Here is a 22,933-nt window from a genome sequence, read left to right on the forward strand (position 1 = left end):
TGAAAGAAACCGCGCCGGTGAGGGCGCGGCCAGTCCGACAGGGAGGAAGTAACATCCGGGCGAAGAGGACAGGCGCCCGGACAAATCCAAACTGGCACAGAGCGGTTAAGATTGTATTGTCTGAGCCTGCGATGAGGGGAATTTGGAGGGACAGGTGCTTACGGAAGCAGGAATTTTCGTGGGTGGCGGCGGCGAGGGCTACAGCGTCCCGCAGGAGCTGTTGTTGAAATACGGGAACCGTCACGGGCTCATCGCAGGCGCCACAGGGACCGGCAAGACCGTAACGCTTCAAATCCTCGCGGAGGCTTTCTCCTCCGCAGGCGTGCCCGTGTTCCTTGCCGACGTGAAGGGCGACCTGTCGGGGCTCGCCAAGGCCGGATCGGAAACGCACAAGCTGCACGACGCGTTCACGAAGCGCGCCGGGACGATCGGCTTCACCCTCGACTACCAGGCATTTCCGGTCACGTTCTGGGACCTCTATGGCGAGCAGGGACACCCGATCCGCACCACCGTGACCGAGATGGGGCCGCTCCTGCTGTCGCGGCTTCTGGAATTGACCGACGTCCAGGAGGGGGTTCTCAACATCGCGTTCCGCATCGCGGACGAGGAGGGTCTGCCGCTTCTCGATCTCAAGGACCTGCAATCGATGCTGATCTGGGTCGGCCAGAACGCGGACGAGATCGGGCTGCGCTACGGCAACGTCTCTGCCGCTTCCGTTGGGGCCATCCAGCGCCAGCTTCTGGTGCTGGAAAACCAGGGCGGCACTCGGCTGTTCGGCGAACCCGCGCTGGAGCTCGCGGACATGATGGGCGTGACCTCGGAGGGCAGGGGGCGGGTCAACATCCTCGCCGCCGACAAGCTCATGTCCTCGCCCAGGCTTTACGCGACGTTCCTGCTGTGGCTCCTCTCGGAGCTTTTCGAGGAGTTGCCCGAGGTCGGCAATCCGGACAAGCCGAAGTTCGTCTTCTTCTTCGACGAGGCGCATCTTCTGTTCGACGACGCGCCGAAGGTTCTCGTGGACAAGGTGGAGCAGGTCGCGCGGCTCATTCGCTCGAAGGGCGTCGGTGTCTTCTTCATCACACAGAACCCGGCGGACGTGCCCGATGACGTGCTCGGCCAGCTGGGCAACCGGGTGCAGCATGCGCTGCGAGTCTTCACGCCCCGCGACAGGAAGGACCTTCGCGCGGCGGCGGAAACCTATCGCCCGAACCCGCGTTTCTCGACCGAGGAGGCGATCACGCAGGTCGGCACCGGGGAGGCGGTGACGTCCTTCCTGGAGGAAAAGGGCGTGCCCTCGATGGTCGAACGGACGCTGGTGCGGCCACCGAATTCGCAACTCGGGCCGATCACTTCGCAGGAACGCGCCCAGATCATGGCCCTGTCGCCCTTCGGCACGAAATACGACAAGACCGTAGACAGGGATTCGGCCTTCGAGAAGCTTCAGGCGCGGGCGGAGGCTGCCGCAAGGGAAGCCGCTGCCGCGGAGGCCGAGAAGGAACGGCTAAAGGGGGAAGAGCGGGAGTTCCGGGCCGCCCGCCGCTACAGCGGCCGCGACGACGACGCCAAGCCCTCCCGCCGCAGATCTTCCCGATCCGATTCCATCGCTACGGCCTTTGGCAAAAGCCTGGCACGTTCGCTTGGCACGAAAACAGGCCAGACGATCGTGCGCGGAATCCTTGGTGGGCTGTTCAAGTCCCGCTGAGACGCGGACCCTGTTTGGTGGTCACTTGGCGAAAAGGGCCGTCAGACGCGCGGCCTCATCCTCTGTGCCCCAAGGGGCGTTGACGAGGAAGAGCCCCGATCCCGTCATGCCGTGACCTGCCCTTGCAGGCGGGAATCCCACCTCGTGCCGTAGGGCGCCGGGGTAGCTGGCCGCTTCGAGGTCTCTCAGCATGGCGGCATGCGCCGCCTGGGCCAGGATCGGATACCAGAGGAAAATCACGCCCACGTTCCATTTCCTGTGAATCGAGGCGATGAAACGGGGGATCGCGGCGTAGTCGTCCTTCACCTCGAAGGAAGGATCGATCACGAGGATGCCCCGGCGCGGCTCCGGCGGCGTCAGCGACACGGCCATCTGGAACCCGTCCTCCCGCCGGATGTCGGGGCGGAACGGACGCATGGTTTCGGCGAGCGCGGCGTGTTCCTGCGGGTGAAGCTCCGCCAGGTGCATCCGGTCGCCGGGACGCAGCGTCAGCGCGGCGATGAGAGGCGACCCCGGATAGGCCGTGGCGCCGAAGCGGGCGCGCGTCTCGGCGATGCGCTTCGTATAGGGATGATCGGGCGGAAACCAGCCTTCCGTCTCGGCGCGCGCGATGCCCGCGGCCGCCTCGCCGGTCTTAAGGGCCTCGGGCGAGGAAAGGTCGTAGAGTCCGCGCCCCGAATGGGTTTCGAGGTAGGACAGGGGTTTGTCCTTGCGCGTCAGGTAGTCGAGCACCGCGGCAAGCATCGCGTGCTTGTGCACGTCGGCGAGATTCCCGGCGTGATAGCCGTGCTGGTAGGACAGCATCAGAGCGGCCTGATCTTCAGCCGCGTGATTCGGTTTTCCTTGCGCTGAAGCACTTCGAAGCGGAACCCGTGGAAGGAGAAGACCTGACCCTCGGCCGGGATCATCTGCGCCTCGTGGATGACGAGGCCGGCGATGGTGTTGGCCTCTTCGTCGGGAAGCTGCCAGTCCGTGGCGCGGTTGAGATCGCGGATCGTCATCGCGCCGTCCACGAGAACGTCGCCGGCTTCGGTGCGTTTCAGGGGGTGCTCGGCGTCGATGTCGAATTCGTCGGTGATCTCGCCCACGATCTCCTCGAGGATGTCCTCGAGCGTGAGAAGGCCCCTGAGGTCGCCGTATTCGTCCACGACGAGAGCGAAATGGGTGCGCCGTTTCAGGAACTCGCGCATCTGTTCGTCGAGCGGCGTGGTCTCGGGGATGAAGTAGGGCTTCATCGCCACGCTCATCACGTCGAGGTCGCGAATGGAGGCGAGGCTGCCATCGCGGCCGCGCACGACGCGCTCCACCGCGCGCAGAAGGTCCTTGGCGTGGACGACGCCCACGATGTTCTCGCGCTCACCCCGATAGAGGGGGAGCCGCGTATGGGGCGAGGCCAGCACGACGGAAAGGATCGCGTCGGGATCGGCGTCGGCGTCGATCATCTCGATCTGGCTGCGATGGCGCATGATCTCTTCCACCGTCCGGTCGGAGAGATCGAGCGCGCCCAGCAACCGGTCGCGCGCCTCCTTGAGCACCATCCCCTCGGCCTGGCCAAGCGCGAGTGCGCCCGCGATCTCGTCCCGGAACGAAAGGATGTGGCTGTCCGGATCGGTGCGGACCCCGAAAAGCATCAGCACACCGCGCACGATCCAGCGGACGAGAGTGACGATGGGGGAGAGGACGAGCGTCAGGAGCCGGATGGGCTGTGCGACCCGGGAGGCGGCCGCTTCGGGTGCAGTGATCGCGTAGGTCTTCGGCAGAACCTCGGCGAAGATCAGAACGAGCGCGGTCATCACAAGTGTCGCGATGGCCACGCCGCTGTCTCCGAAGAGGCGCGAGAAGAGCGCGGTCGCCAGTGCAGCCGCAAAGATGTTGACGACGTTGTTGCCAAGCAGGATCGCGCCGATCAGGCGTTCGCTGTCCTCGGTCACCTGGAGCGCGGTCTCGGCACCGCGGCTTCCCTTGTCTGCCTGGGCGCGCAGCTTGCCGCGCGACGAGGCGGTGAGCGCCGTCTCGGAGCCCGAGAAGAAGGCGGAGAACATCAGCAGGACAATGATCGCCCCGGCGGTCAGCCAGAAGGCGGTGTCATAGGGATTTGCAGCGTCGGCGGGGGTCATCTGGTTTCCTTCCTCGGCCCATTCTTATGGGGATGCGGCAGGCCGCGATCAAGGGCGTGGGGATTTCGCGAGTGGGTGATGTTCAAGGACGAGGCTACGGAGGCGTTCTTCGAGCACGTGTGTGTAGATTTCGGTCGTCGAAATGTCGGCGTGGCCAAGCAGGGTCTGGATGGCGCGAAGGTCGGCGCCACCCTCCAGCAGATGCGTGGCGAAGGCATGGCGCAGGACGTGCGGCGTCACGCGCGACGGAGAAATCCCGGCGCGAATGGCGATGTCCTTGAGCATTCCGTGAAACGCCTGCCGCGTGAGGTATCCGGCCGCTCCCCGCGCGGGAAAGAGGAAGCGCGAAGGGGACGACTTTCGTTCCGACTGGGCCTCGGCCTCGTCACGGTCTCGGGCTTCGAGCCAGGCCGCCAGAGCCTCGCGCGCAGGGGGCGAGAGGGGCACCATCCTCTCCTTGCCGCCCTTCCCGCGGACGAGCAGCATCCGCGGGTCGCCGCGCGCCGCCGTCACGGGCAGCGACACAAGCTCGCTGACGCGCATCCCGGTGGCATAGAGAAGCTCCATGAGACAGGTCGTGCGCAGCCGGTCTTCGGGTGTGCGGCCGGTTTCCCGCGCCGCGGAAAGCAGGGCTTCGACCTCGGCGAGGGAGAGCGTTTTCGGCAGGCGCTGTTCTTTCCCTGGGCCACGGATCTGGATCGCGGGGTTTTCGGAAATCCAGCCTTCCTCGTAGGCGAAGCGGTAGAGCTGACGAATCGAGGAAAGCCTTCGGGCGCGCGTCGCGCGGGAAAGCCCCTCGGCGTCACAGGTGACGAGGTAGGCTTCGATGTCGGCGCGCGCGACGGCGGAGAAATCCTTGCCGCGCCGGGCCAGCCAGGCCGCGTAATCCTTCAGGTCGCGTCCATAGGACAGAAGCGTGTTCCGTGCGGCGGCCCGTTCCGCCGCCTGTGCGTCGAGGAAGGCGGATATCCAGGTCTCCACCGCTTCAGCCCCGACGTTCAAGAAGCATGAGTTCCAGCGCGGCGCGGCGGGCCGTCGTCTCGAGCCCGACGCTGCGGAGGAGAGCGAGGCCGTCCGTCACCTCGCGGAGGTCACCTTTCGCGCCCTCGGTGACCTTCTCGATCGCCCTGAGAATCGCCTCGCCCAGGCGCTTCTCCTTCAGGAGTGTCGCAAATTCGTCGCTGGGAGCAGCCGTCCGCGCGAATGCGCGCTTGATCGCCCCACCGAGTTGGTCCGGGGGGGCGAGTGTGGTCACGTTGCCCTGCGCGAGACCGATGAGGAAGGTTTCGATCCCATCCTCGGGCGTCCGGGTGCGGGCGATCTTTTCGTAGCCTTCCGACAGAAGGCCGATGCGGAAGGCCATGCGCCCCGCTTCGCCCGTGAGCGGCAGGGCCGACAACGTCTCGCCATAGAGGGCCGCGAAGGGAACTTCGAGTTCCACGGCCGTCATCTGGCGCCACGCGGCAGGAAGCGTCTTGGCAACGGCGTTCTCGTCACGATCCGCGATAGCTGCGTCCAGCCGCTGGATCGCGGCCACGCGGTCCCAGACCCCGCCAGAGGCCGCCGGAAGCTGTTCGGTATAAAGGCCGAGAAGGCGGTTCGGATCGATCGCGCCGGTGCGTGCCAGTCTTTCGCCGGCCTCGATCCGGGTCTTCCAGCCGGAATTGGAACGGAGATCGGAATTCGCAAAGGCCACGGGCAGGGTCGCGGTGGGAAGCGGCTGCCCGATGGCCTCCATCAGCCGGAATACGAGGGGCGAGGGGCGGGCCGGGGGCGGCATGTCAGGCTCGCCGTCGAACAGTTCGGGATCGAGGAAGCGGGTCAGAAGCTCGGCCATCTCCGGCTCGATATAGCCCAGCGCCTCTCCGGTTCTGAGCGACAGGGCGGCCGCGTTCCAGTCGCCTCCGCGCGCGAGGCAGAAGATGCGTGCGGGAAACGTCGGCGCGACTTCCGGTGTCGCACGCATTGTCTCGCAGGCGCGGTTCTCCTCGCCCAGGAGAAGCGCGGTGTCGAACCAGCGCCGAAAGGGTTCGGGCCTTGGAGTGTCGGGGAGTTCGAGGAGCGCGAGCGCGGGGTCCAGCGCGCCGAGGTCCAGCAGCCGGTCGACGCGCGCGAGGTAAAGCGTTTCCCCGCCGTCTGCGTCGGCGGGCGGATCGAGTTCCGCGATGAGGAGCGTATAGAGAAGCGACTGGATCGCAGGGAGCGTGTCGACGCGCTCGTCCCGCAGGAGGCGCGCGAGTTCCTCCGTTGGCGTCGTGCCCCAGAGGTCGCGCGGCAGCCCCGCCATGGCGGCCGGAAGGAGGCCCAGCGCATCGAGCGAGGGCGCGTCGATCGGTGTGACGCTGATCGGATCCACGGGCGCGCCGTCGGTCACGTCCGGCTCGCTCGGCTGGGGCAGGGGCATCGCAACGGGCGTCGAGGGGTCCGCAACGGACTTCGACAGCCAGTCGATCGCCGAAAGGGGTTCTTCGGCGTGAACCGTCAAGGGAAAGAGAAAGAAGAGAATGGGCGCGAGGGCGCCCTTACTGGCCCACATTCAGATCAACCGGCTGCCGGGTTTCCGATTGCTCCGGACCGAGATCGCCGAGATAGGCAAAGCCCACGAGCCCGACGAAGCCGATGAGCACGAGAAAGATGATCGCCTTGAGGATGCGCCCCATGAAATCCTGCCGTCCTTTTCCTGTCCGTCTGCCACGTTTTTTTCTCCCGCCGTTTCGGCGGGTTCGTGCGGATTATATATGGCATTTCTGGCAAGATCACGCCATTCAGGGCGCAATTCTGAATTTGGGCGACAGCCCGCCCGCACCGGGTTTCGGGGCGTTGGAAAGAACGGCAGAGTGAAGGCGAAGCTGAAGAAAACGGTCGTGCTTGTTGGCATGATGGGAGCGGGCAAGACGGCCGTCGGCACCGCGCTCGCGCGTGAGCTCGGCGTTCCGTTTCTCGATTCCGACGAGGAGATCGAGCGCGCTGCGAACATGACTGTCGCCGAGATCTTCGAACGTGACGGCGAGCCTTTCTTCCGCGAGAAGGAATCGCAGGTGCTGAAACGCCTGCTGGACGGCCCGCCTTGCATCCTTTCGACGGGCGGGGGCGCGTTCCTTTCCGAGTTCAATCGCCGGACGATTTCGGACAAGGGCGTTTCCGTCTGGCTGCGCGCCGATCCGGAACTGCTGTGGAGCAGGGTGCGCCACAAGACCTCGCGCCCGCTCCTGCGCACCCCGGACCCGAAGGGAACGCTCCTGCGGCTTCTGGAGGCTCGGTCGCCGGTCTACGGCCTGGCGAATATCATAGTGGACGCGCAGGCGGAATATTCCGTCGAGGAAATGGCGGGCAAGGTTCAGGAAGCACTGGAGGCAAGGCCGGACGTGCTGGAAAGGCGGGCAGGATGACGATCGACACGGTCAGGGTGGAGCTTGGGGCGCGGTCCTACGACGTCCGGATCGGCGAGGGGCTGCTTGAGCGCGCAGGTGAGGAAATCGGCCCTCTGCTGCGCCGCCCGCGCGTAGCGGTCGTCACGGACGAGACCGTGTCGAAGCTGCATCTGCAGGCTCTGCGCGAAGGGCTCGGGGACGTCTCGATGACCGCGCTCGCTCTGCCCGCGGGCGAGGCGACGAAGGGCTGGAAGGAGTTCTCGCGAACGGTCGAGTGGCTTCTGGGCGAGAAGGTCGAGCGGCGGGACATCATCGTCGCGCTTGGCGGCGGCGTGATCGGGGATCTCGCGGGCTTCGCGGCGGCGGTGTTGCGGCGGGGCGTCCGCTTCGTGCAGATCCCGACGACGCTGCTGGCGCAGGTCGACAGCTCGGTCGGCGGCAAGACGGGCATCAATTCTCCCCACGGCAAGAACCTGATCGGCGCCTTCCATCAGCCATCGCTGGTGCTGGCGGACATCGGGCTTCTCGCCACGCTCCCCGCGCGGGATTTCCTGGCGGGATACGGCGAAGTCGTGAAATACGGGCTTCTGGGCGATGCGGAGTTCTTCGACTGGCTTGAGGCAAATGGGCCGGCGCTCGCCGCGGGGGATGCCGCCCTGCGGCAACACGCCGTGCGCCGCTCGGTCGAGATGAAGGCAGGGATCGTCGCACGGGACGAGACCGAGGAGGGGGAGCGCGCGCTCCTGAACCTAGGTCATACGTTCTGTCATGCGCTCGAGGCCGCGACGGGCTATTCCGACCGGCTTCTCCACGGCGAGGGCGTCGCTATCGGCTGTGCACTGGCTTTCGAGGTGAGCCAGCGTCTTGGTCTCTGCGCGCAGGAGGCGCCGAGCCGAGTGCGGGCGCATCTGAAGGCGATGGGCATGAAATGCGACCTCGCCGACATCCCGGGCGATCTTCCGGGTGCCGAGGGGCTGCTGCAACTCATGGCGCAGGACAAGAAGGTTCAGGACGGGCGCTTGCGCTTCATCCTCGCCCGCGCGATTGGCGACGCGTTCGTTGCCGATGACGTGGATACGGGTGTGGTGCGCTCGGTCCTCGAAGAGGCTCTGGCGCAGCGTCGCTGAGTTGGCGCGGCCGGGCCTTCCGGCGCGCGCCACCCATTCTCAGAACGGGATTTCGTCGTCGAAATCGACGCGGCCGCCACCCGAGCCGCCGCTTCTGCCGCCGCCCGACGAGCCCTCGTCATAGCCGCCGCCCGTGTCGCCGCCATAGCCACCGCCACCGCCGTAGCCACCGCCGCCGCCTTCGCCGCGTCCGTCGAGAAGCGTGAGTTCACCGCGATAGGGGCGCAGGACAACCTCGGTGGAATAACGGTCGGCCCCGGACTGGTCCTGCCATTTCCGGGTCTCGAGCTGGCCTTCGATATAGACCTTGGAGCCCTTCCGCAGATACTGCTCGGCGATCTTGACGAGGTTCTCGTTGAAGATCGCAACGGAATGCCATTCCGTCCGCTCCTTGCGCTCGCCGGTATTGCGGTCGCGCCAGGTTTCAGAGGTGGCAATACGCAGGTTGCACACCTTGCCGCCGTTCGGGAAGCTGCGCACTTCCGGGTCGCGGCCCAGGTTGCCGATCAGAATGACCTTGTTGACGGATCCTGCCATCGCTCGTGCTCCCTCGAATCTTGTCTTCCGGACCGACCTTAGAGCATCCGATCTTGCTGAAGGGAAGGTAAATAAGGTTCAGGGGCGCTCTCACGGCACGGGTTCCGCGATGTGACACGAAGCCAGACCGAGGCAGGGCTTCGGAGCGACGCACTGCCGTTTCCCGATACTCTTTCCGGCAAAAAGCCGCGCAGAGAGGTTGCCAATCTTCCGTAGCTCCGGGGCGCGGGCTAAAAGGCATTGCCGAACACGGAAGGCGCCGATGAGCAGAAGCACTGGAAAATCAACAAGAACTCAAGGCGCGGCTCTGGTCGCACTTATGGCGGTGCAGAGTTTCTGCTGGATATTCTTCCTGGCCGACGTTTCACACGATGTCTTGGACGCGGGGATCGGCGTCTTTCGCGACTGGCACCTTCTCCTCGAAATAGCGGCGAATCTCGGCTTGTTCGTGGGCATCGTCTTCGAAGCGCAATATCTGAAGTTCCTGCTGCGACGTCAGGCTGAGGCGGAGCGCAGCCTTTCCGCCGCCTCGGGCGCGCTCCACGAACTCATGGAAAGCTACTTCGCCGAATGGCACCTGACGCCCGCGGAAGCGGAGGTGGCAACTTTCACGATGAAGGGCTTCAGCATCGCGGAGATCGCCGAATTCCGGGGCTCCGCCGAAGGTACGGTCAAGACGCACCTGAATGCGATCTACCGAAAGGCGGGCGTTCCGGGCCGGGCCCAGCTCGTGAACCTCCTGATCGAGGAACTGATGCGCGGGCCGATCGTGAAAAGGGAGGCCATGTCCGCCTGATCTGCGGCTCGCAGCGAGCGGCCTCGAACCGCCTGGCGACACTAAGACTGGCGGGAAAGGCGATTTTTCGCTAGTGTCTTCGATGTTGTGTAGGGGACAGGTGGTAATGATGCGAAAGATAACGGGACTGATGAGTGCCGTAGCCATCGCGGCTGCGGCTGTTCCTGCTTCTGCCGAAGGGCTCAATGCGACGGCTTCGTCGAAATCGCGTCTGGCGCTTTTCAAGATGCAGACGCGACTTCTGGACACACGGCTTTCCCAGCAATACTCGAATTCGGTGCGGCTTCGTCCCGACACGAATTCGACGGGCACAAGCACGTCCGTCCCTTCCTATTCCGGGAAGTACCGCGGCCAGTATCTCCAGATGGCAAAGTCCGCGGCGCGCAAGCATGGCGTGCCAGAGGATCTTTTCCTGAGGCTGGTCCAGCAGGAATCCGGATGGAACCCGAAAGCTCTCTCGCACAAGGGTGCTAGGGGGCTCGCGCAGCTCATGCCCGGAACGGCGCGGCTCCTCGGTGTCGACGCGAGGGATCCCGGCCAGAACCTGGAAGGCGGCGCGCGCTATCTTCGGATGATGTACAACAAGTTCGGCGACTGGCGGCTTGCACTTGCAGCCTACAATGCCGGGCCAGAGGCGGTTCAGAAGTACAACGGCGTGCCGCCCTATTCCGAAACCCGGAACTACGTCCGGATCATTCTCGGAAGCTGAAATTCGCGCGGTTAGATGCAGAAACGCCCTGCCGGGATCTTCCGGCAGGGCGTTTCCGATTATTCGGCCGCGATCTTGATGACGGGCTCCATCTGCCGGAATTCTTCCTCGGACAGGTGGCACTTGATCTGGTGCCCCTCGTCGAGGGTGCGCATCGGCGGAACCTCGCGTTCGCAGAGATTGCCCGGCACCTTGGATTTCCAGCGGCAGCGGGTCTGGAAGGGGCAGCCCGGCGGCGGGTTCATTGCCGAGGGAATGTCTCCTTCCAGGACGATGCGTTTCTTCTCCACGTGGGTGTCGGCGATCGGAACCGCCGATAGAAGCGCCTCGGTGTAGGGGTGGTAGGGCGGCGCGAAGACCTGGTCGGTCGAGCCGATCTCCACCACGTGGCCAAGATACATGACGAGCACCCGGTCCGAGAGATAGCGCACGATAGACAGGTCGTGGCTGATGAACAGAAGCGTCGTCTTGTTCTCGCGCTGAATCTCCATCAGCAGATCGGTGACCGCGGCCTGAACCGAAACGTCGAGAGCCGAGACCGGTTCGTCGGCGACGACGACCTTTGCGTCGCCGGCAAAGGCCCGGGCGATACCGACGCGCTGCTTCTGGCCACCCGAAAGCTGTCGCGGCATGCGGTCCGCGAAGGCGCGCGGCAGCTTCACGAGGTCCAGGAGTTCCAGCATCCGGTTGCGCCGTTCGGCGTCGTTCTTGCCCACACCGAAGATCTCGAGCGCGCGCATGATCTGGCGGCCGACCGTCATCGAGGGATTGAGCGTGTCGAACGGGTTCTGGAACACCATCTGGACGCTCGAAACGGTGTCGGTCGAACGGTCGTCGATCGGAGTTCCCTGGATCTCCTGGTTGTAGAGGACGATCTTGCCGTCCGTCGCCGTCTCGAGACCCATCAGAACCTTGGCGAAGGTCGACTTGCCGCAGCCGGATTCGCCGACGATGGCAAGCGTTTCGCTTTCATGAGCTTCGAAGCTCAGCGTTTCGTTGGCCTTCACAACGCGCTTCTCGCCGCCGCCGAAGAGCTGGGAGGCGGACACTTCGTAGTACTTCCGAAGGTCTTCCGTCTTCAGCACGACGTCGCCTATCGGCGTCTTCTCAAAGGTCTTGCCCGCCGCCGGAGGGGCCGACCAGTCGATTTCGGCGACGCGGAGGCAGCGCGTGTCGTGACGCTCATGCCCGCTGACACCGACCATCGGCACGTCGGCCGCGTCGCAGCGCCCGGCCACGAAATGGTCGCAACGCGGACCGAAGTTGCAGCCGTTCGGCCGTTCGTGCGGAAGCGGGAAGTTCCCCGGAATCGCGACGAGCGGGCGGGCGTTCTTGTCCGCCCCCGGCAGCGGGATCGAACGGAAGAGCGCCTGCGTGTAAGGATGCTGCATCCGGTCGAAGACATCCTTGACCGAACCGGTCTCCACCGCCTCGCCCGAATACATCACGCAGAGCCGGTCGCAGACGTCGAGAACGAGGCCGAGGTTGTGGCTGATGAACAGCATCGAGGTGCCGTACTTGTGGCCGAGGTCCTTCACCAGATCGACGATCCCCGCCTCGACCGTCACGTCGAGAGCGGTCGTGGGTTCGTCGAGGATGAGGAGCGAGGGCTTCGACATCAGCGCCATGGCGATGACGATCCGCTGCTGCTGGCCGCCCGAAAGCTGGTGCGGGTAGCTCTTCAGGATGCGGTCCGGGTCGGGCAGACGCACGTCCGCCACGATCTGGCGGGCAAGGTTCCACGCTGCGTCCTTAGCCATCCCCTCGTGAATGATCGGCACTTCGGCAAGCTGGGCGCCGATCTTCATCGCGGGGTTGAGGCTCGCCATCGGCTCCTGGTAGATCATCGCGATCTCGGAACCGCGGATGTCGCGCAGTTCCGCGTCGCTCATCGTGGCGAGGTCCCGGCCCTTGAACTTGATCGATCCGCCGACGATCCGGCCGTTCTTGCCGAGGTCGCGCATCACGCCCAGGGCGACGGTGGATTTGCCGCAGCCGGATTCGCCCACGAGGCCCATCGCCTCGCCCGGCATCACGGTGCAGGAGAAGTCCATCACCGCCGGGATTTCGCGCGTCCGGGTGAAGAACGAGATCGAGAGGTTTTCGATCTCGAGGATCGGGCCGTCATATTCCCATTTGGACATCGGTTCAGTCCTTCAGGCTTTCTTCGCGGAGGCCGTCCGCAAGGAGGTTGAGGCCGAGCACGAGGCTCATGAGGGCGATCGCCGGAGCCAGGGCAGGGTGCGGCGCGATCGAGAGCAGCCGGCGGCCGTCATTGATCGTGGAACCCCAATCCGGGCTTTCCGGGCTCACGCCCAGGCCGAAGAAGCCGAGTGTCCCGAGGAGGATCGTGGTGTAGCCGATCCGGAGACAGAAATCGACGATGAGCGGTCCGCGGGCGTTCGGCAGGATCTCCCACAGCATGATGTACCAGGGACCTTCACCGCGGGTCTGCGCCGCTGCGACGTAGTCCCGGGTCTGGATGTCAAGCACGAGCCCGCGCACGATCCGGAACACGGTGGGCGCGTTCACGAACACGACCGAAACGAAGACGTTCAGCAGGTTCGGGTCCATCCGGAACACGCCAAGCGGGTCGGCGTTGAAGGCGAGGCCGGAATAGGCCCAGAGACCAATGACCAGCGTGATGCCGACATAGACGTTCCGCTTGCCCGGCGAGGTGAAGAACCGGCTGTTGAACAGGATCACCGAGAAGAGGATCGGGAAGAAGAACAGCACGGCCGCGAGGATCGTGGGAATCCCCGTGACGCGGATTTCCGGCGTCACCAGGAGGTAGAACAGAAGGATGACCGGGAACGCGAGCACGAGGTTCGCAACGAAGGAAAGCCCCGTGTCGAGCCGCCCGCCGAAATAGCCGGCCGGCAGGCCGAGGGTGATGCCCACCATGAAGGCGAAGGTGGTCGCCGCCGGCGCGATGGAGAGAACCCGCTGTGCCCCCATGACCATGCGGCTGAACACGTCGCGTCCGAGGTTGTCGCCGCCGAGCAGGTAGTAGCTCGCGCCGTCCGGCGTGGCCGTGCCCGGCACCTTGTTCTTCATCTGGCTGATCTGGCTCAGCGCGTCATGCGTCGCGATCTGGCCGGCGAAGAAGGCCGTGAAGACCCAGAACAACACGATCGCGAGGCCGATCATCCCGATCGGGCTGTCGAACAGTTTGCCGTAGAGCCCGAGCTTCCGCTTGAAGCGGATCGAGAGCGCGAAGGTGATTGCGAGGGCGATCCAGACGGGCAGGAACTGCCGCAAGATCGCTACGAGGATTGCACCCCAACCAAGTTCGTCCATGTCAGCTGATCCTGATGCGCGGGTTGAGGAAGACGTAGCCGATGTCGGAAATCAGCTGTGTCACGAGAACGACGAAGACCGCGACGACCGAACAGCCGAGCAGAAGCTCGATGTCGTTGTTGCCCGCAGCCTCGACCAGCGTCCAGCCGAAGCCCTTGTAGTTGAAGAGGGTCTCGACGATCACGACGCCGTTCAGGAGCCACGGGAACTGGAGCATGATCACCGTGAACGGGGCGATCAGCGCGTTCCGCAGCGCATGGCGCAGGACGACGTTGGCGAAGCTCACGCCCTTCAGCCGGGCGGTGCGGATGTATTGCGCGGTCATGACCTCGGTCATCGAGGCACGTGTCATCCGTGCGATGTAACCCGTGCCGTAGAGCGCGATCGTGAGGACCGGCAGGAAGAAGTTCGCGAAGGTGATATCGTCCATGGCCGATGTCGCGGAGCCCTTGAACCATTTCAGCCCGACGACGGAAGAGGCGAAGACCGTGATGAACAGGACGCCCGAGACGTATTCCGGGGTCGCCGTCGTCGCGATCGAGAAGGTGGAGAGGCTGCGGTCGAGCTTCGTGCCCTCACGCATCCCCGCGAGGACGCCGATGGTCAGCGCGAGCGGGACCATGAGGAGCATGACGAAGAGCATCAGCCAGCCGGTCAGGCCGAGGCGCTTCGTGACGATGCCGCCGACGTCTTCCTTGAAGACCGTGGAGAAGCCCCAATCTCCCTGAATGACGCCGCAGAAACGAGGCGCGGTCGCAGGGTCCTGGCCGCGCTCGATGCAACGGCCGGTCGTTGTGCCGTTCTCCTCCCGCGTCCATCCGGGCACGACGCCCAGCCATTCGCCGTAGCGGATTACGAGCGGCTGTGCATAGCCGTTGCGTTCAAGCCAGCTTTGCACTTCGGCGTCGCTGATGCGGCTGCCGGCCTCGGATTTGGCCACCTTTTCAAGGTTGGGAGGCAGGTTTGTCAGGAAGAACACGATGAAGGTGAGACAGATAGCCGTCATCACCATCGTCGCGAAACGGCGGATCAGAAAGGGGATCATGCGTTGTCCTTATCCGGCCCGTGGAGACACCCGGGCTGGTCGGTTGCAGGCATAAGGCCCGCGTCAGCCGGGGGCTCTCGGCGAAGAGAAAACGGGGCGCGGGTGGATTGCCCGCGCCCCGCACGGATCAGGCTTCGATCCACCACTTGTAGTGATGGTGCTCGAAGGTCGGGTGCATGTCTGCGCCCTTCACGTTCTCCTTGAAGTGACGGTAGAGCGAGCGCCAGTACGGCTGGATCAGCACGCCTTCGTCCTGCATGATCTTTTCGATCTTGGCCATCACTTCACGCCGCTGGTCGGCATCGGCGATCGACATCGCTTCGGCGAGAGCCGCATCGAACTCAGCGTTCGCAAAGGCGGTCTCGTTCCAGGCCACGCCCGACTTGTAGGCCAGAGCGAGAACCTGGACGCCAAGCGGACGCATGTTCCACTCGGTGGCCGAGAACGGATACTTCGTCCAGTCGTTCCAGAAGGTCGAACCGGGAAGAATCGTCCGCTTGATGTTGATGCCCGCATCGCGGATCTGCGCCGCAACCGCGTCACAGGTCGCCGCCTGCCAGGCGTCGTCGATCGAGATCAGCTCAAACTCGGTGTCCGCGTGGCCGGCTTCGTCGATCATCGCCTTCGCCGCGGCCCCATCGACCGTGAGCGGAGGCAGCTCGGCGTATTCCGGATGGATCGGGCAGACGTGGTGGTTTTCTGCGACGGTGCCGAGGCTCGCGTAGCCCAGTTCCAGGACAATGCTGTTGTCCACGGCCATTTGCATCGCCTTGCGGACTTTCACGTCGGAATAGAGATCCGAATCCTGGTTGAAGCGAACCGCGATCGTGGCCGAGGTCACGGCTTCCGACTTCGTCCAGCCGAGGCTGTCGAAGATTTCCACGAAGTCGCCCGAGGTCTGGTAGGTCATGTCGACCTCTTCCGACTCCGCCGCGGCAACGAGCGCCGCCGGGTCGGTGCCGGTGTCGATGTACTCGATCCGGTCGAGGTAGGGGCCGCCATACACCTCGGTGCCCCACCAGGGCTTATCGGACTTCACGAGCACCTGCTTGACGCCGACCTCGTTCGATTCGGGCACGTACGGGCCGGTACCGATCGGGTTCGCGGACGGGTCGCCGCCGTCGTAGGACTGGTGCATCACGGCAGCCGGATAGTCGGCCATGCCCGGGATGATCGTGATGTCGGGCGCGTTCAGCGTGAGCTTCACGGTCATGTCGTCGACGACCGTGATCGCGCCTTCGCGGGCCTGCTTCGTGGTTTCGTCCGCCAGGCTCGACATGCGCGCGGCCATCGAGTTGCCTTCGACGTTGCCGTCACACCAGCGGGTGATGTTGAACGCGACATCGGCGGCGGTGAAGGCGTCGCCGTTGGACCAGGTCACGCCCGGACGAACGTGGAGCGTGTATTCCGTGGCGTCCTCGTTGACGTCCCAGCTTTCCAGGAGCATGCCGCGAAACGAGCCGTCGCGGTTGTATTCAACGAGGTATTCCAGCCAGCCGCGGGTGAAGTTGGCCATTTCCGACCAGTCGAAGAGACGCGGGTCCTTGAGGGCCTTCGTCTCCATGTTCACGCGGAGCGTGCCGCCCGGGGTGCCCGCTTCCTGCGCGGCGGCCGGGGCCTTGATGCCGAGAAGCCCGTAGGCAACGGCCGTGGACGCACCGAGTGCCGATGCGCGGGCCAGGAATTCGCGCCGGCTCAGAAGGCCAGCCTTCACTTCCTCCGCGTACATCTGCACAGCCGGGTGCAGCCGTGTCCCGAAGGATTGGTGTTTGGTCATCTTGTTCTCCCCTGTGAGGTCAACTTGTAATTATTGTACTCGGGCTCCGACGCCGCGGTTTTTGAACCGCAGATGCGTGCCCGGATGCGGACCGGTTTCATTGGCGGTATTGCGCACGGTTTCTGCCCGCACGTCAACGCCTGCTATCGGCGCTTTTTGTGATGTTTCCGACATGGGCCAAACAAAACCGACGCAACCGCTCCGGTCAACCCGATAGCGGGGCGGCCTCACGCGAGTTTGCGGAACCGTGTCGGTGTCTGGCCGATGCGCGCCTGAAAGGCGCGCGTGAAATACGCGGGGGAGGTGAAGCCCAGGCTTGCGGAAATCCTGTTGACCGGCAGGTCAGTTTCCTTCAGCAGCTTCCGAGCCTCGAACAGTGTGCGGTCGTGCAGAAGTTCGGAGGCCGGTCGACCGCAGGTCTGGTTGCAGACGCGCGTCAGGTGCGTGGGCGTGACCCCGAGGGCGGCGGCGTAGTCCGCCACGCCCATGCCTGACCGGAAATCCTTTTCCAGCAACGCCGTGTAGCGCGCCACAAGGCGGCGAGCGGAGTCCTTTCGGTGCTTTTCCTCGGGCTGCGCCACTTCGATCTGACGTTCCAGCCAGACGCCGAGAAGCCCGAGGTGCGCCTGCGCCGCACGTTCGTGGCCGGGCCTCTTGCTCTCGAGTTCGCGCTGGATGTTGTCGAGAATTCCCGACAGTTCGTTCTGGGGCGCGGATTCCCGGATGCGCAGGTGCTTCGGTTCCTTCGGAAGCGCCACTTCGGTGTCGCGGCCGAAGAAGACGGCCGTGCCGTAGGCCTGCGGGCCCAGTTCGAACCCGTGCATCGTGCCCGCGGGTATGAAGATCGCGTTGTGCGCGCCGTAGCCTCTGGTGACGCCGGCGACCGTGATGCGCCCCTGGCCCCGCGTGAACCACAGGAGGAGCGGTTCGGAGAGGGAGCGCATCGCCTCGACCCGCCAGCGCCCGCCATGAGCGAGGCGCGGAATGGGAACGAGGCGAAGAGACGACGGCCCCTGGCCTTCGGGGATCGCTGACGCGCGAAGCTCGGTCACCTTGCGGGCGGGCGGCGCCTTGGGTGCTTTTTCCGGTTTGGGCGCGGGGCTGCCATCAGGAAGCTTCGACGCGTATTGCGCGAGGTTCGGGCCAGAGAAAAGCTTCACGGGGTCTTTCTCCCATGGGTCAGGCAGAACAGGGGCGGTCGCCGTTTTTCGGCGTTGCCGCGGAATCTAGGCTAGACAAGGCCAAATTCCAAACCGGAAAGTGAAAAGAATCAGGGCCGTCGGCGGAGCGTGGCCGATCCGTCACGGCATGCTCAGCCGTTTCCAGCCGGACATTCTGTTGCGGAACCAGGTCCTTTGACGCTTGGCGTATTGGCGGCTTGCAAGCTTGGCCGCGGCCACCGCCTCGTCCAACGGCATCTCTCCGCGAAGATGCGCGACGAGCTCCGGCGCGCCGATCGCCTTCGCCCAGAGCGCCGCGGGATCCCAACAGGGAAGAACGGCGCGGACCTCGTCCAGCGCGCCCTCCGCCATCATTATGTCGAAGCGCCGGTCGATGCGTTCCGCCAGCCAGTCCCGATCGGCATCCAGCACCAGCGGCGTCACCCGATCGAGGGGCAAGAGCGGCGCGCCGGTCTCCCCATGCCATTCGGTCAGCCCGCGTCCGGTGGCCTGCAGGACTTCCCAGGCACGCTGGATGCGCGCGGGGTTGAGCCGATCGATCCGCGCCGCCGTGGCCGCGTCAAGTTCCGCGAGCAGGGCTTCCGGCCCCTCCGCGGCTATGCGGGCATCCGCCGTGGTTCGAACGTTCGCCGGAGTCGGGGGAATCTCGGCCAGCCCGCGTGTGAGGGATGTCAGGTAAAGCCCCGTTCCGCCGACAATAATCGGCCTCACGCCCGTCGCCAGAATGTCCTCGACCTCGCGCAGCCAGTGGCCGACGGAGTACTCGTCACCGATGTTCTTGTGGCCATAGAGAAGGTGGGGCGCGCGGGCCTCGTCCTCGGGCGAGGGGCGGGCCGAGAGGATGCGCCAGCATGACCAGACCTGCAGCGCGTCGGCATTCACGATGGTGCCGCCTTGTGCCTCGGCAATCGCCAAGGCGAGCCCCGACTTGCCGCTCGCGGTGGGGCCGGCGATCAGGACTGGGGCAGTGGGATCTATTTCATCCAGTATTGTCAGCATGTTGTCACGAATTATTCATGCAATTGGCGAGGGCGCCCTTGTCGAAGGAAGGCCGGACCTGCCCGTGCCCCGTTGAACCTGCCGCGGTTTTCCGACATTTTGCCGGCGAAACTCAAGGCGCGGCAAGCGGGGGCGGCATGGACGGGCAGAAAACAGCGGCGAAGGCGCCTCAGGTGACTTACAAACGGGTTCTCCTGAAGATTTCGGGCGAGGCCCTGATGGGCGATCAGGGCTATGGCCTGCATCCGCCGACCGTCAGCCGCATCGCTTCGGAGGTGAAGGCGGTGCACGATCTCGGTGTCGAGATCTGCATGGTGATCGGTGGCGGCAACATCTTCCGCGGGCTTCAGGGCGCCGCGCAGGGTATGGAGCGGACGACCGCCGACTACATGGGGATGCTCGCGACCGTCATGAACGCCCTTGCCATGCAGGCGGCGCTGGAGGCCCTCGGTATCCACACCCGCGTCATCTCGGCAATCCCGATGGACCAGGTCTGTGAGCCCTACATCCGCCGCCGTGCCGTCCGCCACCTCGAAAAGAAGCGCGTCTGCATCTTTGCCGCAGGCACCGGGAACCCCTATTTCACCACGGATACGGCCGCGACTTTGCGCGCCAACGAAATGGGTTGCGAGGCGATCTTCAAGGGAACGAAGGTCGATGGCGTCTATGACAAGGACCCTAAGAAGCACGATGACGCCAAGCGCTACGACACCGTCAGCTACGACGAGGTTCTGCAGAAGCACCTCGGGGTGATGGATGCCTCCGCGATTGCGCTCGCGCGCGAAAACAACAAGCCGATCATCGTCTTCTCGCTGGATGAGCCCGGCGGTTTCCGCGGCATCCTCGCGGGAGAAGGGACGTATACGATCGTGAAAGGTTGAGCCGTAAGAGTGGCTCTGCCTTTTTTTTGCCTACGCCCCGCGATAGAAGGGGCCCAACACCTCTGCAGGGAAGCGGAAGAGACCTATGTCGGAAGAGATCGAAATCGACATTGATGACCTGGAGCGCCGGATGGACGGGGCGATGACATCGCTGCGCCATGAATTCGCGACCCTCCGGACCGGCCGCGCCTCGGCGTCGATCGTCGAGCCCATCCAGGTAGACGCCTACGGTTCGATGACGCCGATCAACCAGGTCGGCACGATCAACGTGCCGGAGCCGCGGATGGTCACCATCAACGTCTGGGACAAGAGCCTCGTCGGCAAGGTCGAGAAGGCGATCCGGGAATCGGGCCTCGGGATCAACCCGCAGCTCAACGGCACGATCATCATGCTGCCGATTCCCGAACTGAACGAAGAACGGCGCCGCGAGTTGTCGAAGGTCGCCGCACAATACGCCGAACACGCCCGTGTCGCGATCCGGAACGTCCGCCGCGACGGGATGGACCAGATCAAGAAGGCGAAGGCAGAGGGGATGAGCGAGGACGACCAGAAGTTCTGGTCGGATGAAGTGCAGGCGCTGACCGACAAGGCGATTGCCGCGGTGGACAAGGCGCTCGAAGGGAAACAGGCGGAGATCATGCAGGTCTGACACCTGCACCTACGCCCCGAGTGCAAAGGCAGGCGCATGGCCGCCAAGGATATCACGCCGGGCACACCTGCCCACGTCGCCATCATCATGGATGGCAACGGACGTTGGGCCACGAGCCGCGGCTGGCCGCGCCTCGTCGGGCACCGCAGGGGTGCTGAACGTGTGCGGGCCATCGTCAAGGCCGCGCCGGGCCTGGGGATTCGCTACCTGACGATCTACGCCTTCTCGACGGAGAACTGGAAACGGTCGACCGAAGAGGTGATCGGCCTGATGTCGATCTTCGCCCGGTATATCGAGAACGAGGCGGAGCGGCTTTCGACGGCCGGTGTCCGGCTTCGCTTCATCGGCGGACGAGAAAAACTGGATCCGAAGCTCCAGCGGCTGATGGCTGGCATCGAAGAGCGGACGGCCGGGAACGACGTTCTGCACCTGACCGTTGCGATCAACTACGGAGGCCGCGACGAGATTGCGCGCGCCGCGCGGAGGGTCGCCGAGGACGTGGCCGCGGGAACGCTCGCGCCCGAGGCAGTCGACGAGGAGGCGTTCGCGGCGCGGCTCGACACCGCCGGCCTTCCGGACCCGGACCTCGTGATCCGCACCTCGGGCGAGACGCGCATCTCGAACTACCTGCTCTGGCAGTCGGCCTATGCCGAATACGAATTCACGCCGACCCTCTGGCCTGACTTCACGCCGGGGGAACTGGCGGACATCCTTGATCGCTTCGCCCGTCGCGAACGGCGGTATGGCGGCGTGATCACGGCATGACTGGCGGCGGAAAATGGGGTGACCTCGGCACCCGGCTTGCGTCGGGCGTCATCCTCGCGGGCATCGGGCTTGGGGCGATCTGGGCCGGAGGCATCTGGTTCGCGGCTCTCGCGCTCGTCTGCGCCTCGGTGATGGTCTGGGAACTCGCGGCAATGCAGGAGCCGTCCCGCCAGACCGAAGCGAAGGCGTTGGCGGTGTCGGGCGGCGTCGCTATGGCCGCCGCCTTCATCCTTCCCGGCCCCATGGCGCTCGTTCCCCTGCTGCTGCCGGGCGCGGTGGTGCTGATCCTGCCGCGGCGTGACCGGCTGATCTTCGCTGCCTACGGCTCGGCGATCCTCATCGCGTCCTTTGGCTTGGTCTGGTTCCGCGAACACCACGGGATGCTGTGGCTCGGCTGGCTCGTTGCCGTGATCGCCGCGACCGACATTTCCGGCTATTTCGCCGGCCGCCTGATCGGCGGTCCCAAGTTCTGGCCACGTGTCAGCCCCAAGAAGACCTGGGCCGGGATCATCGCGGGCTGGATCGGGGCAGCGGCGGTCGGATATGCCTTCCTGTCCTTCACCACGGCCGGACGGGACCTGCCTTCGCTTTCGGCGGCGCTCGCCTTCGCGTCGCAGATGGGCGACGTCGCCGAAAGCGCGATCAAACGGCACGTCGGGGTAAAGGATTCCTCGCGCCTCATTCCGGGCCACGGCGGCCTGATGGACCGCTTCGACGCGCTCCTCGGCGGGGCGCTGTTCATGCTCGTCCTGTCGCTGTTCGTGGTGGTTCCGGTTGTCCGGGTCTGAGGCGATGCGCAGGGTTTCCGTATTTGGTGCAACGGGCTCGATCGGGGTCGCGACGATCGAACTTCTGCAATCGCAGGGCGGGGCCGAGGCGTTCGGGATCGTTGCCCTCACCGGTGGGCGCAACACCGACCTGCTGGCGCGCCAGGCGCGGGCGCTGAAGGCCGAGGTCGCGGTCACGGCGCATGAGGAATGTCTTGAAGACCTTCGCGCGGCTCTTGCCGGTTCCGGCATCGAAGCCGCCGCGGGCCCCGCCGCGCTGGCCGAGGCGGCCGACCGGCCGGCCGACTGGACCATGAGCGCGATCGTGGGGGCGGCGGGCCTCGTGCCGGGGTTCCGCGCGCTAGCGCATGGGACCACGCTGGCGCTGGCAAACAAGGAGAGCCTTGTCACGGCCGGCCCCCTGCTTCTGGCCGAGGCGGCGAAGCACGGTGCCCGTATCCTGCCGGTGGACAGCGAGCATTCGGGGATCTTCCAGGCGCTTGTCGGCGAAGACATGGCGGCCGTCGAACGGATCGTGATCACCGCCTCTGGCGGCGCGTTCCGCGACTGGCCGATGGAACGGCTCGCGCAGGCGACGGTCGCCGAAGCTTCGACGCATCCGAACTGGGCGATGGGCCAGCGGATCACGATCGACAGCGCCTCGATGTTCAACAAGGCCCTGGAAGTGATCGAAACACGGGAATTTTTCGGCATCGATCCCGACCGGATCGAAGTGCTGGTCCACCCGGAATCGCTGGTTCATGCGCTCGTCGGCTTCGCAGACGGCGCCCTGATGGCCCATCTTGGCCCGCCGGACATGCGCCACGCGATCGGCTACGCGTTGAACTGGCCCGCGCGCGCCCAGCTCCCGGTCGCGCGGCTCGACCTTGCGCAGATCGGCCGGCTGTCCTTCTCCGCGCCAGATCCGGAACGTTACCCGGCGCTGCGGCTCGCGCGGGAGGTGATGGCGGCGGGAGGTCTGGCCGGAGCCGCGTTCAACGCGGCGAAGGAGGCGGCACTGGATGCTTTCATCGCGGGCCGGGTCGGTTTCACCGAAATGGCGGCGGTCGTGGAAGACACGCTTGAGAGACTCGCGGGCGAGGGGGGGCTTGGCATTCCTCTGGCCGATCTAGATAACGTGGTGGAGATGGACAGGCTTGCGCGGATCCGTGCGGGCGAGGTCATCGCAGCGCGAAGCGGCAGGTAGGTT

The 22,933-nt window shown here is 65.1% G+C and carries 22 protein-coding genes; 10 read left to right on the forward strand and 12 right to left on the reverse strand.

Annotated features, from left to right (window positions below; translation table 11 throughout):
- Positions 1-154: 154 nt before the first annotated feature.
- On the forward strand, positions 155-1,702 hold the full coding sequence (locus tag ABCN56_RS00925) for a helicase HerA-like domain-containing protein (protein ID WP_343078897.1): 1,548 nt from the start codon (positions 155-157) through the stop codon (positions 1,700-1,702).
- Between the two features lie 21 nt (positions 1,703-1,723).
- On the opposite strand, the gene ABCN56_RS00930 is transcribed toward ABCN56_RS00925, so the two are convergent.
- The 5 genes from ABCN56_RS00930 to ABCN56_RS00950 are packed head-to-tail and all read right to left on the reverse strand — an operon-like array spanning position 1,724 to position 6,479.
- On the reverse strand, positions 1,724-2,506 hold the full coding sequence (locus ABCN56_RS00930; RefSeq protein WP_343078898.1) for a 23S rRNA (adenine(2030)-N(6))-methyltransferase RlmJ: 783 nt from the start codon (positions 2,504-2,506) through the stop codon (positions 1,724-1,726).
- Complete coding sequence (locus ABCN56_RS00935) at positions 2,506-3,819, reverse strand: HlyC/CorC family transporter (protein WP_343078899.1); 1,314 nt, start codon at positions 3,817-3,819, stop codon at positions 2,506-2,508. The genes ABCN56_RS00930 and ABCN56_RS00935 overlap by 1 nt, the downstream gene beginning before the upstream one ends.
- Before the next feature lie 48 nt (positions 3,820-3,867).
- Positions 3,868-4,800 (reverse strand): site-specific tyrosine recombinase XerD, encoded by a 933-nt coding sequence (locus tag ABCN56_RS00940; RefSeq protein ID WP_343078900.1) that lies wholly within the window; start codon positions 4,798-4,800, stop codon positions 3,868-3,870.
- A gap of 4 nt (positions 4,801-4,804) precedes the next feature.
- Positions 4,805-6,304, reverse strand: coding sequence for a hypothetical protein (locus tag ABCN56_RS00945; RefSeq protein ID WP_343078901.1), 1,500 nt, complete (start codon positions 6,302-6,304; stop codon positions 4,805-4,807).
- Positions 6,305-6,341: 37 nt separating this feature from the next.
- Positions 6,342-6,479, reverse strand: coding sequence for a hypothetical protein (locus tag ABCN56_RS00950; protein ID WP_343078902.1), 138 nt, complete (start codon positions 6,477-6,479; stop codon positions 6,342-6,344).
- A gap of 177 nt (positions 6,480-6,656) precedes the next feature.
- Here ABCN56_RS00950 and ABCN56_RS00955 point away from each other — a divergent pair, with 177 nt between their 5' ends.
- Entirely contained in the window at positions 6,657-7,208 is a 552-nt protein-coding gene (locus ABCN56_RS00955) for a shikimate kinase (RefSeq protein ID WP_343078903.1), read from the forward strand.
- Entirely contained in the window at positions 7,205-8,317 is a 1,113-nt protein-coding gene (gene aroB / locus ABCN56_RS00960; protein WP_343078904.1) for a 3-dehydroquinate synthase, read from the forward strand. The genes ABCN56_RS00955 and aroB overlap by 4 nt, the downstream gene beginning before the upstream one ends.
- 39 nt (positions 8,318-8,356) lie before the next feature.
- On the opposite strand, the gene ssb is transcribed toward aroB, so the two are convergent.
- The gene (gene ssb / locus ABCN56_RS00965) at positions 8,357-8,854 is read right to left on the reverse strand and encodes a single-stranded DNA-binding protein (protein WP_343078905.1); all 498 of its coding nucleotides are present in this window, start codon (positions 8,852-8,854) and stop codon (positions 8,357-8,359) included.
- A gap of 262 nt (positions 8,855-9,116) precedes the next feature.
- Here ssb and ABCN56_RS00970 point away from each other — a divergent pair, with 262 nt between their 5' ends.
- Together ABCN56_RS00970 and ABCN56_RS00975 are read left to right on the forward strand one after the other, a co-directional pair.
- Positions 9,117-9,650 (forward strand): helix-turn-helix transcriptional regulator, encoded by a 534-nt coding sequence (locus ABCN56_RS00970; protein ID WP_343078906.1) that lies wholly within the window; start codon positions 9,117-9,119, stop codon positions 9,648-9,650.
- 109 nt (positions 9,651-9,759) lie between these two features.
- On the forward strand, positions 9,760-10,359 hold the full coding sequence (locus ABCN56_RS00975; RefSeq protein ID WP_343078907.1) for a lytic transglycosylase domain-containing protein: 600 nt from the start codon (positions 9,760-9,762) through the stop codon (positions 10,357-10,359).
- A 59-nt stretch (positions 10,360-10,418) separates the two neighbouring features.
- Here ABCN56_RS00975 and ABCN56_RS00980 read toward each other — a convergent pair whose 3' ends face one another.
- The 6 genes from ABCN56_RS00980 to miaA form a co-directional block, all read right to left on the reverse strand.
- A complete protein-coding gene (locus tag ABCN56_RS00980) occupies positions 10,419-12,503 on the reverse strand; it encodes an ABC transporter ATP-binding protein (protein ID WP_343078908.1) in 2,085 nt (694 codons plus the stop codon).
- A 4-nt stretch (positions 12,504-12,507) separates the two neighbouring features.
- Complete coding sequence (locus ABCN56_RS00985) at positions 12,508-13,659, reverse strand: ABC transporter permease (RefSeq protein WP_343078909.1); 1,152 nt, start codon at positions 13,657-13,659, stop codon at positions 12,508-12,510.
- A gap of 1 nt (position 13,660) precedes the next feature.
- Positions 13,661-14,704, reverse strand: coding sequence for an ABC transporter permease (locus ABCN56_RS00990; RefSeq protein ID WP_343078910.1), 1,044 nt, complete (start codon positions 14,702-14,704; stop codon positions 13,661-13,663).
- Positions 14,705-14,831: 127 nt separating this feature from the next.
- Positions 14,832-16,481, reverse strand: a complete 1,650-nt coding sequence (locus ABCN56_RS00995) for an ABC transporter substrate-binding protein (protein ID WP_343078911.1) — start codon at positions 16,479-16,481, stop codon at positions 14,832-14,834.
- 227 nt (positions 16,482-16,708) lie between these two features.
- Positions 16,709-17,641 carry a helix-turn-helix domain-containing protein gene (locus tag ABCN56_RS01000; protein ID WP_343078912.1) on the reverse strand — a complete coding sequence of 311 codons (933 nt, stop codon included), beginning with the start codon at positions 17,639-17,641 and terminating at the stop codon, positions 16,709-16,711.
- Positions 17,642-17,782: 141 nt separating this feature from the next.
- Positions 17,783-18,661 (reverse strand): tRNA (adenosine(37)-N6)-dimethylallyltransferase MiaA, encoded by an 879-nt coding sequence (miaA, locus tag ABCN56_RS01005; protein WP_343078913.1) that lies wholly within the window; start codon positions 18,659-18,661, stop codon positions 17,783-17,785.
- Positions 18,662-18,798: 137 nt separating this feature from the next.
- Here miaA and pyrH point away from each other — a divergent pair, with 137 nt between their 5' ends.
- The 5 genes from pyrH (at position 18,799) to dxr (ending at position 22,930) form a co-directional block, all read left to right on the forward strand.
- Complete coding sequence (gene pyrH, locus ABCN56_RS01010) at positions 18,799-19,542, forward strand: UMP kinase (RefSeq protein ID WP_343078914.1); 744 nt, start codon at positions 18,799-18,801, stop codon at positions 19,540-19,542.
- Between the two features lie 85 nt (positions 19,543-19,627).
- Positions 19,628-20,191 carry a ribosome recycling factor gene (gene frr, locus ABCN56_RS01015; protein WP_343078915.1) on the forward strand — a complete coding sequence of 188 codons (564 nt, stop codon included), beginning with the start codon at positions 19,628-19,630 and terminating at the stop codon, positions 20,189-20,191.
- Positions 20,192-20,227: 36 nt separating this feature from the next.
- The gene (gene uppS, locus ABCN56_RS01020) at positions 20,228-20,956 is read left to right on the forward strand and encodes a polyprenyl diphosphate synthase (protein ID WP_343078916.1); all 729 of its coding nucleotides are present in this window, start codon (positions 20,228-20,230) and stop codon (positions 20,954-20,956) included.
- A complete protein-coding gene (locus tag ABCN56_RS01025; RefSeq protein ID WP_343078917.1) occupies positions 20,953-21,744 on the forward strand; it encodes a phosphatidate cytidylyltransferase in 792 nt (263 codons plus the stop codon). The genes uppS and ABCN56_RS01025 overlap by 4 nt, the downstream gene beginning before the upstream one ends.
- 4 nt (positions 21,745-21,748) lie before the next feature.
- Positions 21,749-22,930, forward strand: a complete 1,182-nt coding sequence (gene dxr / locus ABCN56_RS01030; RefSeq protein WP_343078918.1) for a 1-deoxy-D-xylulose-5-phosphate reductoisomerase — start codon at positions 21,749-21,751, stop codon at positions 22,928-22,930.
- Positions 22,931-22,933 lie beyond the last annotated feature (3 nt).

Source organism: Ostreiculturibacter nitratireducens, from assembly GCF_032670585.1.
GTDB lineage: Bacteria > Pseudomonadota > Alphaproteobacteria > Rhodobacterales > Rhodobacteraceae > Ostreiculturibacter > Ostreiculturibacter nitratireducens.

Excerpts from the sequence above, each read along its gene's own strand:
- ABCN56_RS00975 (WP_343078907.1), top strand. The coding sequence starts at position 9,760 with ATGCGAAAGATAACGGGACTGATGAGTGCCGTAGCCATCGCGGCTGCG.
- dxr (WP_343078918.1), top strand. The coding sequence starts at position 21,749 with ATGCGCAGGGTTTCCGTATTTGGTGCAACGGGCTCGATCGGGGTCGCG.
- ABCN56_RS00935 (WP_343078899.1), bottom strand. The coding sequence starts at position 3,819 with ATGACCCCCGCCGACGCTGCAAATCCCTATGACACCGCCTTCTGGCTG.
- frr (WP_343078915.1), top strand. The coding sequence starts at position 19,628 with ATGTCGGAAGAGATCGAAATCGACATTGATGACCTGGAGCGCCGGATG.
- miaA (WP_343078913.1), bottom strand. The coding sequence starts at position 18,661 with ATGCTGACAATACTGGATGAAATAGATCCCACTGCCCCAGTCCTGATC.
- ABCN56_RS00980 (WP_343078908.1), bottom strand. The coding sequence starts at position 12,503 with ATGTCCAAATGGGAATATGACGGCCCGATCCTCGAGATCGAAAACCTC.
- pyrH (WP_343078914.1), top strand. The coding sequence starts at position 18,799 with ATGGACGGGCAGAAAACAGCGGCGAAGGCGCCTCAGGTGACTTACAAA.
- ABCN56_RS00970 (WP_343078906.1), top strand. The coding sequence starts at position 9,117 with ATGAGCAGAAGCACTGGAAAATCAACAAGAACTCAAGGCGCGGCTCTG.
- ABCN56_RS00990 (WP_343078910.1), bottom strand. The coding sequence starts at position 14,704 with ATGATCCCCTTTCTGATCCGCCGTTTCGCGACGATGGTGATGACGGCT.
- ABCN56_RS00930 (WP_343078898.1), bottom strand. The coding sequence starts at position 2,506 with ATGCTGTCCTACCAGCACGGCTATCACGCCGGGAATCTCGCCGACGTG.
- ABCN56_RS01025 (WP_343078917.1), top strand. The coding sequence starts at position 20,953 with ATGACTGGCGGCGGAAAATGGGGTGACCTCGGCACCCGGCTTGCGTCG.
- ABCN56_RS00995 (WP_343078911.1), bottom strand. The coding sequence starts at position 16,481 with ATGACCAAACACCAATCCTTCGGGACACGGCTGCACCCGGCTGTGCAG.
- ssb (WP_343078905.1), bottom strand. The coding sequence starts at position 8,854 with ATGGCAGGATCCGTCAACAAGGTCATTCTGATCGGCAACCTGGGCCGC.
- aroB (WP_343078904.1), top strand. The coding sequence starts at position 7,205 with ATGACGATCGACACGGTCAGGGTGGAGCTTGGGGCGCGGTCCTACGAC.
- ABCN56_RS00985 (WP_343078909.1), bottom strand. The coding sequence starts at position 13,659 with ATGGACGAACTTGGTTGGGGTGCAATCCTCGTAGCGATCTTGCGGCAG.
- ABCN56_RS00950 (WP_343078902.1), bottom strand. The coding sequence starts at position 6,479 with ATGGGGCGCATCCTCAAGGCGATCATCTTTCTCGTGCTCATCGGCTTC.
- uppS (WP_343078916.1), top strand. The coding sequence starts at position 20,228 with ATGGCCGCCAAGGATATCACGCCGGGCACACCTGCCCACGTCGCCATC.